General features: G+C 72.5%; 11 protein-coding genes and 1 pseudogene. 8 read left to right on the top strand and 4 right to left on the bottom strand.

Features of this window, described 5'->3' with window-relative positions; translation table 11 throughout:
- The 3 genes and pseudogenes from C4U03_RS40255 to C4U03_RS00155 all read right to left on the bottom strand — a co-directional run.
- Positions 1–1418: pseudogene (locus tag C4U03_RS40255) on the bottom strand (hypothetical protein); the annotation flags it as partial.
- 194 nt (positions 1419–1612) lie between these two features.
- Complete coding sequence (locus C4U03_RS00160) at positions 1613–1960, bottom strand: DUF6507 family protein (RefSeq protein WP_103935534.1); 348 nt, start codon at positions 1958–1960, stop codon at positions 1613–1615.
- A complete protein-coding gene (locus C4U03_RS00155; RefSeq protein WP_103935533.1) occupies positions 1957–2310 on the bottom strand; it encodes a hypothetical protein in 354 nt (117 codons plus the stop codon). Before C4U03_RS00155 ends, C4U03_RS00160 begins: the two co-directional genes overlap by 4 nt.
- 308 nt (positions 2311–2618) lie before the next feature.
- Here C4U03_RS00155 and C4U03_RS00150 point away from each other — a divergent pair, with 308 nt between their 5' ends.
- The 5 genes from C4U03_RS00150 (at position 2619) to C4U03_RS00130 (ending at position 7121) form a co-directional block, all read left to right on the top strand.
- A complete protein-coding gene (locus tag C4U03_RS00150) occupies positions 2619–2954 on the top strand; it encodes a hypothetical protein (protein WP_103935532.1) in 336 nt (111 codons plus the stop codon).
- 42 nt (positions 2955–2996) lie between these two features.
- On the top strand, positions 2997–3299 hold the full coding sequence (locus C4U03_RS00145) for a pore-forming ESAT-6 family protein (RefSeq protein WP_103935531.1): 303 nt from the start codon (positions 2997–2999) through the stop codon (positions 3297–3299).
- 153 nt (positions 3300–3452) lie between these two features.
- A complete protein-coding gene (locus tag C4U03_RS00140; RefSeq protein WP_103935530.1) occupies positions 3453–4436 on the top strand; it encodes a TNT domain-containing protein in 984 nt (327 codons plus the stop codon).
- Between the two features lie 52 nt (positions 4437–4488).
- Positions 4489–5814 carry an EsaB/YukD family protein gene (locus C4U03_RS00135; protein ID WP_103935529.1) on the top strand — a complete coding sequence of 442 codons (1326 nt, stop codon included), beginning with the start codon at positions 4489–4491 and terminating at the stop codon, positions 5812–5814.
- A 359-nt stretch (positions 5815–6173) separates the two neighbouring features.
- On the top strand, positions 6174–7121 hold the full coding sequence (locus tag C4U03_RS00130) for a nucleotide-binding protein (RefSeq protein WP_103935528.1): 948 nt from the start codon (positions 6174–6176) through the stop codon (positions 7119–7121).
- Between the two features lie 12 nt (positions 7122–7133).
- Here C4U03_RS00130 and C4U03_RS00125 read toward each other — a convergent pair whose 3' ends face one another.
- The gene (locus tag C4U03_RS00125; RefSeq protein ID WP_103935527.1) at positions 7134–8018 is read right to left on the bottom strand and encodes a hypothetical protein; all 885 of its coding nucleotides are present in this window, start codon (positions 8016–8018) and stop codon (positions 7134–7136) included.
- A gap of 92 nt (positions 8019–8110) precedes the next feature.
- Here C4U03_RS00125 and eccCa point away from each other — a divergent pair, with 92 nt between their 5' ends.
- From eccCa to C4U03_RS00110, 3 genes are read left to right on the top strand one after another with little or no spacing between them, the layout of a single operon-like run.
- Entirely contained in the window at positions 8111–12103 is a 3993-nt protein-coding gene (eccCa, locus tag C4U03_RS00120) for a type VII secretion protein EccCa (protein ID WP_103935526.1), read from the top strand.
- On the top strand, positions 12100–12489 hold the full coding sequence (locus C4U03_RS00115) for a hypothetical protein (RefSeq protein ID WP_103935525.1): 390 nt from the start codon (positions 12100–12102) through the stop codon (positions 12487–12489). The genes eccCa and C4U03_RS00115 overlap by 4 nt, the downstream gene beginning before the upstream one ends.
- A complete protein-coding gene (locus C4U03_RS00110) occupies positions 12489–13496 on the top strand; it encodes a DUF6177 family protein (RefSeq protein WP_103935524.1) in 1008 nt (335 codons plus the stop codon). Before C4U03_RS00115 ends, C4U03_RS00110 begins: the two co-directional genes overlap by 1 nt.
- The last annotated feature ends 3 nt before the right edge of the window (positions 13497–13499 follow it).

Here is a 13499-nt window from a genome sequence, read left to right as displayed (position 1 = left end):
GGATCGGTGTCCTGGCCGCCGTCCGAAGCGTCAGCGTCGGGATCGGTACCGGTGTCACGGCCGTCGTCGTCAGGGACCTCGTCGTTCGGCGACGTCGGGCCCTGTCCATCGCCCTGGTCGCCCTGGTCACCCGGCTCGCCCTGGTCGCCTTGGTCGTCGTGGCCGCCGACGTCGTGGCCGCCGCCGTCGGTGTCGGGCCGGTCGTTGCCGCCGACGTGGGCCGGTTCGTGTTCGCGCAGGTCGGCGGCCTGGTCGAGCTGGTCTTGGAGGTTGTCGAGGTCCTGGGTGTCGAAGTCGAGCTGGTCGAGCCGGTCCTGCAGGTCCCGGGTGGTGGGGGCGTCCTGGCCGGGAGTGTCCAGTTCATCGTGGTCGAGCCGGCCGTCGCCGTCGGCGTCGCCGCGGTCGCGGGGGCGGGGGGCGTCCACGTCGCCGCGCTTGAGCAGCTTGAGCGCCAGCTTGACCTCGCCGACACCGATGAGCAGGCTGCCGATGTTCAGCACGCTCTGGGTGATCACGTAGCCGGGGCGGTCGTCCCACTCGCGCCAGGGCACGAACGAGTGGACCACCTCTTTCCAGTTATGCCCCAGGTTGGACCAGTAGTGGGAGTCCTCCTCCCACACCCAGCCGTTCTCCCCGTGCAGACCGATCAAACCGCTCACATCGCGGACCACCTGCATCCAGTTGCCCTGCAGGTTGTCGGTCCAGTCGGAGTCCTCCTCCCAGACCCAGCCGTTGGCCCCGTGCAGACCGACCAGATCGGCCAGGTCGGTGATGATGCCCTCGCCAAAGTCCCAGACCCCGTCCCACACGTCCTGGTACCAGGGCTTGTCGTGCTCCTGCGGCTTGGCCCAGGGGGTCTCCACGTCTGTGGGCGCCTGGCCGAGGCCGTAGCCCTGCTGTCCCTGGCCGGGGTTGCCGTCGGCGGGCACGAAGTGAGTGCCGCCGAAGATCGCGGTGATCTTGTTGGCGCAGCGCCGTTCGGCGTCCTGGTACTGGGCGACAGCGGCCAGAACGTCGTTGTTGAGCTTGTTGTGCTCGGTGACCTTGTCCTCGTCCTCGCGCCAGTCGTCGTCGCCCGCGATCCCGTTGCGGAAGTTCTGCGCGGAGGTCTTCAGGCTCTGCAGCCGGCCGATGATCGGCCGGATCTCCCCCGCGAACGACACCAGCGCCCCGCCCACCGTGGCGACCTCGTCGCGGAAGGCGTTCCCCGTGGTCTCCACCGGCTGGGTGGCGGCGAACAGCTGCGGCGCTTCGGGCGCCTCGTACGCCCCCCTCAGCCGCTGCCATCCGGTATGGATGTCATGGCCGGTCCCGGCGATGGCGGTGCCGTCGCCGCCCAACGCCCGCCCGGCCGTCTCCACGGCGTCCGGATCGGCCTTCGGGATCGGGATGGCGCCTGGATCGATCACACCGCTCAACGTCACACCACCTGCCCGAAGACGCGGGAGCACATCGGTGCCACCGACCACCGACCTTGACGACGCCGTGCCGGGCGCCCCGGACCGGAGAGCCCGGAAAATCGCGGGTCCACCCACTTCGACATCGACGTCCTCGCAGGTCTTGAGCTTGTTTGAGACGGAAAGGGAGCGGTCGCCCCAGCTTGCCGCCTGAGTCACCCGCCTATTCGGGGAGCGGGGGCGTCGACCGCGTTGCGCTGCGCCTCGGCGGCCATTTCCAGGTCACCGTTGATATACGCCTTGGTCGCCTGCACCGCTCCGGTGACGCAACTGGCGGTCTTGGTGACCATCCCCTTCAGCCCCGGGGAGGTGTGGGTGACGTACTCTTTCAGCGCGGTACCGATCGGCATGCTGGAGGCCGCCATCGCGGCGTCCTCGACGTGCCGGGCGAAGTCCTCGATCTGGCCCACCAGGCCATCGCCCCCGTCGGCATCCCCTATGTAGCCGCCGACCGTGGTCACCACGTTGGCCACCTCGCCCGGCGCGATGTTCCATCCCGTCATACGCCCCGCCCGTCTTTGTCAGCCGATCGTCCCGGTCCTCGCCGGTCCTCGCCCGCTCGTGCCGCCGGCCCGAAACGGCCGGCCCGGAAGCCGGCCGGCGGCCTGACGCCCTCGAACGTCCGCAGCGCGTACGGCCCGGCGTGCACGGCCGCCGCCAGTTCCGCCGTGGCAGCGCGGACGCGGATCGACTCCGCCGCCACTTCGACCGTCAGCCGGTGGGTGATGGCGACCAGGCCCGCGATCGGATCGTCGGTCCCCTCATCGAGGGCGTGCACCTTGACCGGCTGACCGTCCTCCGGCGGTGCTCCGGACGGGCCGGGCTCAGGGGGCTCCACCAACTCGAACTTCATGGCTCCACCACGTCGAGTGTGCCGTCGCCGACCGGCGGCGACTTTAGGACACCGTTCCACATCTTGTGGGAATCCATGTCATATGTCCAGTTCGATTCTCTGACCGGCAGTTTCCACATCCGGCCACCGAAATCGGCAACCAACGGCGCCCGCGCAGCGTCTCATCGTTCGGCACCTACGTCCCGCGGCGCCCCCGGAAGGGCGGTGACAGGCGGCGTGGCGGGAATTATGGTCGAAAGACCATTCCCGCCGATGCGGTGCCGAGTGCGGCACCGAGGGCGACGATCCGACTGGCAGGTGAGGCAACGATGGGTCGATGGGACTACGGGCAGGAAACGCTGGTCAACCTGGCCAGGAACACCGGTGATCGGGGTGAGGAACTGGCGGGCCTGGTCAAGGCACTGATCGTGGCCGCCGAGCCGCTGTCGGGCCGGTTCAACGGCGCCGGCAAGGCGGCCTTCGACAACTTCAAGGCCCGTTCCGACCAGATCATTGCGGACCTCAAGGGCGGCCTGGACCGGGTCAACGTCGGTCAGGTCGGCATGGAGCAGGCGTTCGCCACCGGCGACCAGTCCATGGCCGACGAGGCGGGCCGGGCAATGAGCACGGCCGACTTCGACGCCGCCAAATTCCGCACCGCCTGATCACGACCGACCGACGAGCACCCCGGAAAGGACGGCACCACTGTGGGAGACGGACGGCGCAGCTACGACACCGGCGCCTCGGGTGAGGCGCAGGGCAACATCCACACCATCATCTCCCGGCTCGAAGCGCTGATCGGCTCGCGGGACGCCGACGTGGCGACCGCCATGTCCGACTTCGAGGCCACCGGCGTGTCGGAGGAGTACCGCGCCAAGGAGCTCAAGTGGCACAACGCCGCCAACGAGACCCGTGAGATCATCCAGTTGGTGAAGGCCACGCTGGAGAAGAACGACGAGATCGCGCAGACCACGCTCGGCAAGGCCGGAGCAGCCGTACAGGCCATCTGAGTCGGCGCCCGGCAAGGGACCGATCCGAACGGATGCGCCATGGCGCGTCCCTTCGCCGTTGCCGGCACAGGCCCGCAGGGCATGGCGGGCCTGCCCGGGGTCGACACGGGTTCGAGGCGTGCCCGGCGCGCGGGCCGGTGAGGGGAGGTGCCGTTGGCGCGCGACTACGACACCCAGCTGCTGGAATCGGTGGCGGTACGCCGCCGCCGGCTGCGCGACGCACTGCTGTTCGGCCCGCAGCGCACCCGCCGGACGTTCGACGAGGGCGTGATGAAGGTGGTTGCGGGTCTGTGCGTGGCCGCCGTGCTGTGCGCGGGCACCGTCGGCTGGTCGTACCTGCAGTCGCGGTTCCGGGCTCAGGAGCGCGAGCGGATCGAGCAGTCCCAGGTCGCCGCCCCCGAGAACGACACCGCCCCGGTGCCCGCCGACTGGGTCGGCGCCCAGATCACCTTCTCCCGGCTGCGCGCGGACCTCGCCAGGGCGGGCGTGCCGCCGAGCCTCTACGTGCTGCCCGGGCAGCCCCGTCCGCCCGCCGCCAGAGCTACCAGCCACTACGTCATCGCGCGCAGTAAGGACGGCTTCTCCGGAGGGGTCGTGGAGTACCGGCAGGGCCGCATCGCCGGGGAGTTCACCACCGAGGACGAGGCCTGTCGGTGGTTGTACGGGGAACTAGTGATCAGGGAGGGTCCGCCGCGACCGCTCACCGTACAGGCCGAGCAGGACGCCGTCCGGCAGGGCGCGGCACTGGCCGGCGACGCGCGCGCGAAAATCGCCGAGACGGGCGTGCCATCGCTGCTCTACTCACTGCGGCAGGGGCAGCCGGTCGACCAGTTCGGCCAGGAGAGCGGGTCGGTGCTGTTCCCGTTCGGTATCCCGTTCGCCCAGCGTGGCCTGCCGCCGGCGGCGCGCGCCGACGCGGTCCCGGGAGTGCCCGCCAGCTACTTCCGCTATCGGGTCGTCAAGCCGTTCCAGGTGAACGCGTCGATCTCGGCATCCGTGCCGCCTGACCCCGGCGGCGGCGTGCGGTTCACGATCAACGCCGCGCTGTTCCCGCGGCCTCCCGCGCTGCCCACGGTCCGCTGGCTGGTACGCAATGGCTACCTTGAACGCCTCGCCGGAACGACCGTGCCGCGGTGACCCGGGCCACCGGTGCCACCGAGCAGGATCCCCGAACGGACGGAAGGGCATTATGGCCGCGTGGAGCCGGGTCACCCTGATCGGCGAGCAGCGCAGGATCGACACGGTGCTTCCGGCGCTGGAGCCGATCGGGGCGCTGATGCCCGACGTGCTCCGGCTCCTCGGGGACCCGGTGCACAGCCCGCCCCGGCTGCGGCACCTGGTCACCTCCACCGGCGAGGTGCTCGACCCCGGCGCCACCCTCGCCGACCGGCGGATTCCCGACGGGGCGGTGCTGCGGCTGGTCCACTCCGACGAGCCGCTGCCCGCGCCGGTCGTGCACGAGGTGCCGGAGGTGGTGGGTGACGCGCTCGACGGACGGCTGTGGCGATGGAGTCCGGCGGCCGCCCGGTGGAGCGCCACCTTCGCCTTCGTGGCGCTGACGTTCGCGGTAGGCCTGGTGGCCGGCGGCGCCCTACCCGTCGGGGCGGCACCGGGCGCCCTCGGAGGGCTGGGCGCGCTGCTGGTGGCCGGCGGGGTCGCGCTGGGGGTGAGTGGGCGCGAGCCGCTCGGCACTGCGCTGACGCTCGGTGGCGGGACGGTGGGCATGTTGGCCACGTGGTCCGCCGCCGGATCCCACGACTGGGCGGAATGGGCGCGCTGGGGCGGGCCGGCGCTCCTCGCCGCCGTGCTCGTCGCGCTGCTGGGGATCAGCTCCCCGCTCGGCCGGGGCGGGCTCATCGGCGGCGGCGTGGCGGCCCTGCTCACTCTGGAGGGGACGCTGTGCGCGGCCCTGGGGCTCAACGCCGCCCGTACCGGGGCGGTGCTCGCGGTCACCTGCGTGATCGTGCTGAACCTGCTGTTGCGGGCGGCGCTCATGCTGTCCGGGCTGACCTCGCTGGACGACCGGCGCGGCGCCGGGGCGTCGGTGGCCCGCGGCGACGTGATGGCCGCCCTCGACGACGCGCACCGTGGCATGACGATCGGGACGGTGGCGGTGGCGGTGGCCGCCGCCGTCGCCGGACTTGGCGCCACCGCCGCGTTCGATGGGTGGAACGCGGCGCTGGCCGGCCTGCTGGCGCTGGTGGTGGGCAGCCGGGCCCGGATGTTCCCGCTGGTCCTGGAGAAGGCGGCGCTGCTGGCCGCGACCGTGGCGATCGTGGTCACGCTGGCCGTGCGGTGGGCCGAACACACCGCCTGGGGCGCCGCGCCCGCTCTGGGTATGCTGCTGGCGGGCCTGGTGATCCCGGCGGTGGTGCTGGCGTCCGAGCAGCCCGAGCACGTGCGCGCCCGGCTTCGCCGGAGCATGAACCGGATCGAGGCGGTGGCGGTGGTGGCGCTCGTCCCGGTCGCCTTCGGGACCTTCGGGACCTTCACACGGCTCCTCGGCACCTTCTGAAAGGGAACGGGTTGGCTGATCCCGACCGGGACGGACCACGGCCCGACCCGCAGACACCGGCCGTCGACCCGCCCGCCGTCGACCCGCCCGCCGTCGACCCGCCCACGGTAGCCCAGCGGTGGCGGGTACGGCCCGTGCCACCGTCTCCCGCCCACACCGACGATGAGCCCCAGGTCACGCCCCTGCAGGCCCCCGTACAGTCCGGTGTTCCCGCCGCGCCGCCGCAAGATCGGCGGGACCCTTCGGCCATGCAGCCGAGCAGGTCGATGGAGGGTGTGCCCCCGTCGTTCGGCGCCACGTCCGATCCCGTGGCGCCGGTCACGGACGTACGGCCTCCCCAACCTTCGCCTCGGCAGCCGGTGGCGCGCCCACCCGATTCGGAGCCCGTACCGCCGGTCAAGCCCGCCGCGGCACCATCGATCTCCCCGGATGAGTTGGTCGCGCGGCCGGTGCACGGTGACTCGCTGTTGCGCCGCATCGGGCGCGGCGCGGTCCGGCCGTTCGTCCCGGCCGGCGACGTGCAGGCGCTCGCCGAGCACGGCAGATGGATCCAGCATCCGGTGACCACCGGGCGCCGGATAGCGGTGACCAGCCTGTACGGCGGTGCCGGGAAGAGCACACTGGCGGCGCTCATCGCCTCGGTGTTCGCCCGGTACCGGCAGGACCGTGTGCTGGCCCTGGATCTCGACCCGGAGCTCGGCTCGCTGCCACTGCGGCTGGGGATCGGCGCCGAGCACGCCCTGGCCGACCTCGTCGACGCCGAGCCCGGCACCGCCTCGTTCGAGCAGATCCAGCCGTACCTGGCCCACCTGGGAGGACGGCTGTGGGGACTGGCGGGCACGCACGGCGTCCCAGGTGGCCCGGACGCCGCCCTCTACCGTGCCGCGGGGATCCCGCTGAGCAGGTTCTTCGGCGTCACAGTCACCGACTGTGGCGCCGGGATTCACACCGAGCTCCACCGCGTGGTGCTGGCCGCGGCGCACGCCCAGGTGCTGGTCGCCCCGACCACCGGCGGCGCGGCGGGCGTCGGCCGGGTCCTGGACTGGATGTCGGCCAACGGCCTCGACGGGCTGGCGGAACGCACGCTGGTCGTGTTCACGGTGCAGAGCCCGCACAACGACCGGCTGGTGGACGTGCCGCGCGCCGCGCAGATCCTCGCCGAGGTGGGCGTCGGAGCGATCAAGCTGGGATACGACCGGCATGTGGCGGTCGGCGCCACTTTGGACCCGGCCCGGCTCGCCTATGCGACCCGGGTGACCGCGATCGCCGTCGCCGCCGAGGCCCTCCGCCGCTCCCTCACCGGCTGACCTGCCCGGCCCTCACCGCCGACGCCAGGGCGGACGGCGCCGGCGTGGACGGGGCCGATCACCGGCGCCGTCGTTCGGTGCCACCGGGACGGGGGCAGCGGGATCCAGCCCGGTGAGGGGGTGGCCGCGCCGCCACCAGTACACCCCGGGAGCGCACGGATCAGCGTCGGCGGCGTACATCTCCGCCGCCACCTGGGCAAGGGCCGGCAGGACCGTGTTCACCGCAGCCGATGTGACCGGGTAGAGCAGGATGGTGCTGTGGACGGGCATCGCCAGCAGCGCCCCGGCCTCGCCGACGTCCGGCAGGAACCGCTCCACCTCGGTGTACAGCGCCGACACGTACCGGCAGCCGGGCTTGGTCACCACCCGCACCATCTCCCCCGGCGTGATCGGCTGGTCGCGGACCTGCACGTCCGCCAGTTCCCGTTCGTAGGTGTTCGGTATGACGAAGCGGCCCAGGCCACGCAGGCCGAGCAGCCGGGCGCGCGCCTCGGTGAGCGGCCCGCCGAACTCGGGATGGTCGATGACCACCAGCGCGTCGAAGTGCTCGCCCGCCGGCAGCACCACCAGTCCGCTGCGCTGCTCCTCGGTGAGCCTGGGCACGATGCGCAGGCGCAGCAACTCGCGGACGTCGCCCAGCAACTCGATGTCGGCGATGGCCAGCACCGCGCGGTCGGTCACCTCGCGCAGCCACTCCTCCACCAGGCCCGGCCAACGCGGGGGCTCGGCGCGCGCGCAGCGTTCCAGGATCGTCCAGGTGGAGGCGGCGGGCTCGAACCGGCCCACCGGCAGCACCACCCGGGCCAGTTCCGCCTCGAAACGGGCGCTGGGATTAACGACGGGCAGCAGGTCCTCAATGAGGGCGTGCACGTCCGCCGACACCTCGAACACGTCCACGGTCCGCTCCTCTCCCAGCGCCCGATTCCCGGCACCCGGCCCTTATCGACACTAAGGTGGACGGCGGACGACATCGCTGAGGAGTATCTGGTGTGACGACCCGGATAGTGCACCGTCCCGCACGGACCGTCCTTCTCCCCGCCGAACCGGACCCCAGGCAGATCGAGGCGCCGCCGACGCTCCCGGAGGGCGGCGGAACCGGTGGCCAGCTCCTGACGATCCTGCCGATGGTCGGCATGATGGCCTCGCTGACCATCATGACCGTGCTGCGCAACCCGGCGTTCATGATGCTGGGTGCGGTGCTGCTGGTGGTCGCGGTGCTCGGCGGTGGGGCACTGCTGCTGTCGCGGCGCTCCCAGGTGTCCCGACAGCGCAAGAGCCAGCGCGAGCGGTATCTGGAGTATCTGGAGGAGCTGCGCGAAGAGTTGGCCGCCGAGGAACGCGCCGTCCGATCCCAGGCCCGGATGCTGCACCCGCCGCCCGAGGCGCTGTACGACGTGATCCGCGACCCGACGCGGCTGTGGGAGCGACGCCGGCAGCACGCCGACTTCCTGACGGTGCGCATCGGCACCGGGCTCACCCCGGGTCACCCGTTGGAGCTGGGTGAGCAGGGCACCGCGCTGTCGCCGACCGACCCGTTCATGCTGTCGGAGGCCCGGGCGCTGATGGAGCGTTTCCGCACCGCCCCGGACATGCCGCTGACGGTGCCGCTGGACATGGCCGGCAACGTCAGCGTGGTCGGGGCGCGCGAGGACGTGTTGGGCCTGATGCGGGCCCTGCTGGCGCAGCTGGCGGCGTTCCACGCACCCGAGGACGTGGCCGTCGCGGTGGCGTTCCCACAGGCCCGAGCGGCCGACTGGGACTGGGTGAAATGGTTGCCGCACGTGCTGGATGTCCATCGCCGGGACGGCGGGGCCCACCTGCGGCTGGTCGCCTCCAGCCCGCTGCGGCTGGCCGCGCTGCTAGCCGATGACCTGCGTGAGCGCACCGACTTCGCGGCCGAAGTGCGGCGAGGGCTGGGCAGGCGCGACGCGTTCCGGCTGCTGCGCCGCCTGGTGGTGATCCACGATACGCACGGCGAGGTGGCGGCCGACCTGGTACGGCCGGACGAGAGCGTACCGGTGCGGGACCTGGCCGCCGCCGTCGTGCACCTGGTGGCCGACCAGACCCAGGAGCCGGGCGACGTGCAGGTGCGGATTCGCGTCGACGGCGACCGGGTGACGGTGGAGGACCTGCGCAGGGCGGCGCCGGTGACGACGGCCGGCGTCCTGGATCGGGTCCCGGCCGGGATGGCCGAGGGGCTTGCCCGAATGATCGCCCCGCTGCGGCTGTCGCGCGCGTCGGTGGAGGAGACCGCGGTCCAGGGCGGCGACGTCGACTTCACCGCGCTGATAGGCGTGGAGGACCCCGCAGACCTGGACGTACCACGGCTGTGGGCGCCGCGCAGCGAACGGGCGTTCCTGCGGGTGCCGATCGGGCTCGACGACGCCGGGCAGCCGGTGGCACTGGACCTGAAGGAGGCCGCCAGCCTGGGCATGGGCCCGCACGGCCTGTGCGTGGGCGCCACCGGTTCGGGCAAGAGCGAGATGTTGCGCACCCTGGTCCTGGCGCTGGCCGCCACCCACTCACCCGAGCAGGTGTCCATGGTGCTGGTGGACTACAAGGGCGGGGCCACGTTCGCCCCGTTCGGGGATCTGCCGCACGTGGCCGGTGTGATCACCAATCTGGAGGACGACGCCGGGCTGATCGAACGGGCGTACGCCAGCCTGTCCGGCGAGGTGCAGCGCCGCCAGCAGGTGCTGCGTGACGCCGGGAACATCGCCAGCATCGGCGACTACAACCACCGGCGCGCCCAGCGGCCCGAGCTGCCGCCACTGCCGCACCTGCTGGTCATCATCGACGAGTTCGGCGAGTTGCTCACCGCGCGGCCCGATTTCATCGAGCTGTTCCTGTCGATCGGTCGGATCGGCCGCAGCATCGGCGTGCACCTGCTGCTGTCCAGCCAGCGGATCGAGAGCGGCAAGCTGCGGGGGTTGGAGACCTACCTGTCGTACCGGATCGGGTTGCGCACCTTCTCCGAGGAGGAGTCGCGCACCGTGCTGGACAGCCCCGACGCCTTCCACTTGCCCGCGCTGCCCGGCTTCGGCTACCTGAAGGTCGACACCAGCGTCTACGTGAAGTTCAAGGGCGGCTACGTCTCCGGGCCTTACCGCGGGCCGGGCGGACCCGTCGAGGAGACCGACGGGACGGCGCCCGTACGGCCTTACCCGGTGTACAACCCGGCGGTCCCCGGTGACGCCCCCGTGGACGATGGCGAGCCGGAGCTGCCGGAGCGCACCACCGGACCGACGGTGCTGGACGTGATGGTCGGGCAACTGTCCCGGCACGGGCAACGCATCCAAAGCATCTGGTTGCCCCCACTGCCCGCGGTGACACCTCTGGAGGCGATCGCCGGGCCGGTGCGGGTCACCGACCGCGGCCTGCGGCTGCCGTCCCACCAGGAGCCGCTGCGGGTGCCCATCGGCCTGCTGGACGACGCCCGCCGGCAGTGGCAGGGACAGTGGGGCCTTGACCTGACCGCGGCCGGCGGGCATGTCGCGGTCATCGGCGGCCCGCAGACCGGCAAGACCACCCTGCTGCGCACGCTGGTCCTGTCGCTGGCGCTCACCCACACCCCTGAGCAGGTCGCGGTGTACGGGCTGGACCTGGTCGGCGGGGGGCTGCAGGCGCTGGCCGAGCTGCCGAACGTCGGCGGGATCGCCGCCCGCACCGACCGAGAGCGCGTTCGCCGCACCGTCGAGGAGGTGCACGGCATGCTGGAGCACCGGCAGGAGGTGTTCCGGCGGCACGGCCTGGATGGGGTGCAGCGGTTGCGGCAGCTGCATGCCGCCGGCCAGGTGCCCGAGCTGCCATGCGCGGACGTGGCGCTGGTCGTCGACGGGTTCGGGGCGATCCGCGGCGAGTTCGAGGAGATCGACGAGATGATCTCCGATCTGCTGCAGCGCGGCGGCGGGTACGGCGTGCACCTGGTGGCGGGCATGCTGCGGTGGAACGACGTGCGGATCGCCGTGCAGTCCACCTTCGGGCAGCGCGTCGAGCTGCGGCTCAACGACCCGGCCGACTCCACGGTGGACCGCAAGCTGGCCGAGACGATCAGCGCCCGGCTGCCGGGCCGGGCGCTGCTCGACACCAAGTTGTTCGCGCACGTGGCGGTACCCGCGCTGGGCGCCGCGCCCGACCCCGCCGAGTTGGGCCCCGCGGTGGAGCGGGCGGTGCGGGCGGTGCGCAACGCCTGGAGCGGACCCACCGCGCCACCGGTGCGGGTACTGCCGCACCGACTGCCCGCCGCCGAGCTGCCCGGTCCCGGCGCCGAGCCGCGGCTGGTGCCGTTCGGAGTGGACGAACGGACCTTCGCGCCGGTACTGCTGGACCTGTTCGACGCCGACCAGAACCTGCTGGTGCTCGGCGACGGCGGCTGCGGCAAGTCCAACCTGCTGCGCCTCATCGCCCGCGGCCTGGCCGCCCGCCACACCCCCGAGCAAGTGGTGTTCGCGGTGATGGACCCGCGGCGGTCGCTGCGCGACGTCGTCCCCGAGCCGTACCTGGGCGGCTACGCCACCACCTCGCGGTTGTGCGCCGGCCTGGCCGGCGGCGTCGCCAAGGAGTTGGAGGGGCGAATGCCCGACGACACGGCGGGCGAGGAGCGCGCGGTGCATGGGCCGCAGATCGTGGTGCTCGTGGACGACTACGACCTGCTCACCACCGCCGGACAGCAGCCGCTGGCACCGTTCGTGCCGTTCGTGCCCAGCGGGCGCGACATCGGGCTGCACTTCGTGCTGGCGCGGCGCGTGGCGGGGGCGAGCCGCGGCCTGTACGACCCGCTGGTCCAGGCGATACGGGAGATCGGCAGCGGTGTGCTGGTGATGTCCGGGGATCGTACAGAGGGGCAGCTGTTCCCCCGGGTCCACGCCGACGCGCAGCCGCCCGGCAGGGGCCTGTGGATACGGCGTGGGGAGAGCGCGCGGCTGATCCAGACCGCGCTGCTGGAGGACCGCGCCGCCGGACCGAACCGGGAGAAGCCGTGACCTACGACCTGGTGGTGCTGACCTCCCGCGCCCCCGACGTGCGGGCGATTGTCGACAGCATGGTGCACGCAGGCGAGACGCTGCGGGTGCGCGGCGCCGGCGGGGGCGCGCTCATCCAGTTGTGCGACGACGACGGCCGGCCGCTGGTGAACATCGAGGCGGCCCAGCGGGTGGACGTCGAGGGCGAGGTGGAACGGCTGCTGGGTGCCGAGGTCACCGCCGGGCTGACCGTGCCGTACTGGTGGGTCGAGGTCCGGGCGTCGGGCGGGCGGGGTGACGCACCCGCGCTGGCGCACCGCTTCGCCGACGCCATGGTCGAGCGGCTGGGCGGCGCAGTGTGGCCGCCCGTGGCGCCCGGTGGGGACGAGGAGGGGGGGAACGGGTGATGAGCGGGCATCCGGCGGTGGACATCGTCACCGCCAAGAGCACCGTCGTCATCCAGGACCGGCCGCTGGTGCCGCTGTCGTCCTGGCTGACCGACGTGATGGCGCGGTGTGCCGGCACCGGACAGGTCCTGCAGGTCCTCACGCCGCACGATGCGCGGATCACGCTGCCGTTGCGGCTGGCGCTGGGCGGTCCCCGGGCCCGTTGGGTGGTCCAGGAGCCCGGTGACGGCTACTACGACGGTTTCTCTGGCCTCCCGCTCATCTGGGATGGCGCCATGTTCACACCCGCCGTGCAGGAAAGGCCCGAGCCGTCGGCGACCTTCCTGCGCCGGCCACCCGGCGACCTGGGCCACCATCTGGTGGTTGACCTGCGGGTCCGCCACAAGGCCACCACCGACCTGGAGCTGGGCGGTGCCGCCGAGGCGCTGGCCCGCGCCTTGGCCGGGACGGCGCCCCGGTGCTGGGGGACCGCCGAGCCCGCATTGGTGCGCTGGTCGCAGTCGGAGCTGACCGCGTTGTGCCGGCGGCGGTCCCCACGAGCCACCTGGCTGGCGTACATGGGACCGCACGAGGCCGGCTCGGCGCACCCTCCGTTCGGGGGGACGATCCGCGTGTCCCGCGTCACCTCGGGCGTCAAGGAGACCGTCGCCTTCACCGTCTCCTACGGTCCCGGCCGTGAGCCTCCGCTGGAGGAGTTGGCGGCGCTCGCCGACCGGTACGCCAGGGCGGGCGTCCTGCAGGTACTGACGGCCCAGTGGGCGCCGGGAGGCCCTGACCTGACCTATCCGGCGCGGTGGCAGGGCGCGCCCGTCCCCGTCGCCTTGGCGGTCGGTCCGGAGGGCGTCGCCGAGACGGGGGCGGCACACGCAGCCGCATCGGACGGCGGACGGGCCATCGGCGATCCCGGCGCCCCGGGCATGTGGTACGTGCTCGGCGACGGCACCGACACCGGTGCGTGGAACCGGCTGGGCGACCTCATGGAGCGCTTGGGCGGCCCGCGCCGCTGAGAC

Origin of the sequence: Thermomonospora echinospora, assembly GCF_900108175.1 — a bacterium.
GTDB lineage: Bacteria > Actinomycetota > Actinomycetes > Streptosporangiales > Streptosporangiaceae > Thermomonospora > Thermomonospora echinospora.
This window is presented reverse-complemented; position numbering and strand designations above follow the sequence as displayed.

Excerpts from the sequence above, each read along its gene's own strand:
- C4U03_RS00110 (WP_103935524.1), top strand. The coding sequence starts at position 12,489 with ATGAGCGGGCATCCGGCGGTGGACATCGTCACCGCCAAGAGCACCGTC.
- C4U03_RS00135 (WP_103935529.1), top strand. The coding sequence starts at position 4,489 with ATGGCCGCGTGGAGCCGGGTCACCCTGATCGGCGAGCAGCGCAGGATC.
- C4U03_RS00160 (WP_103935534.1), bottom strand. The coding sequence starts at position 1,960 with ATGACGGGATGGAACATCGCGCCGGGCGAGGTGGCCAACGTGGTGACC.
- C4U03_RS00155 (WP_103935533.1), bottom strand. The coding sequence starts at position 2,310 with ATGAAGTTCGAGTTGGTGGAGCCCCCTGAGCCCGGCCCGTCCGGAGCA.
- C4U03_RS00150 (WP_103935532.1), top strand. The coding sequence starts at position 2,619 with ATGGGTCGATGGGACTACGGGCAGGAAACGCTGGTCAACCTGGCCAGG.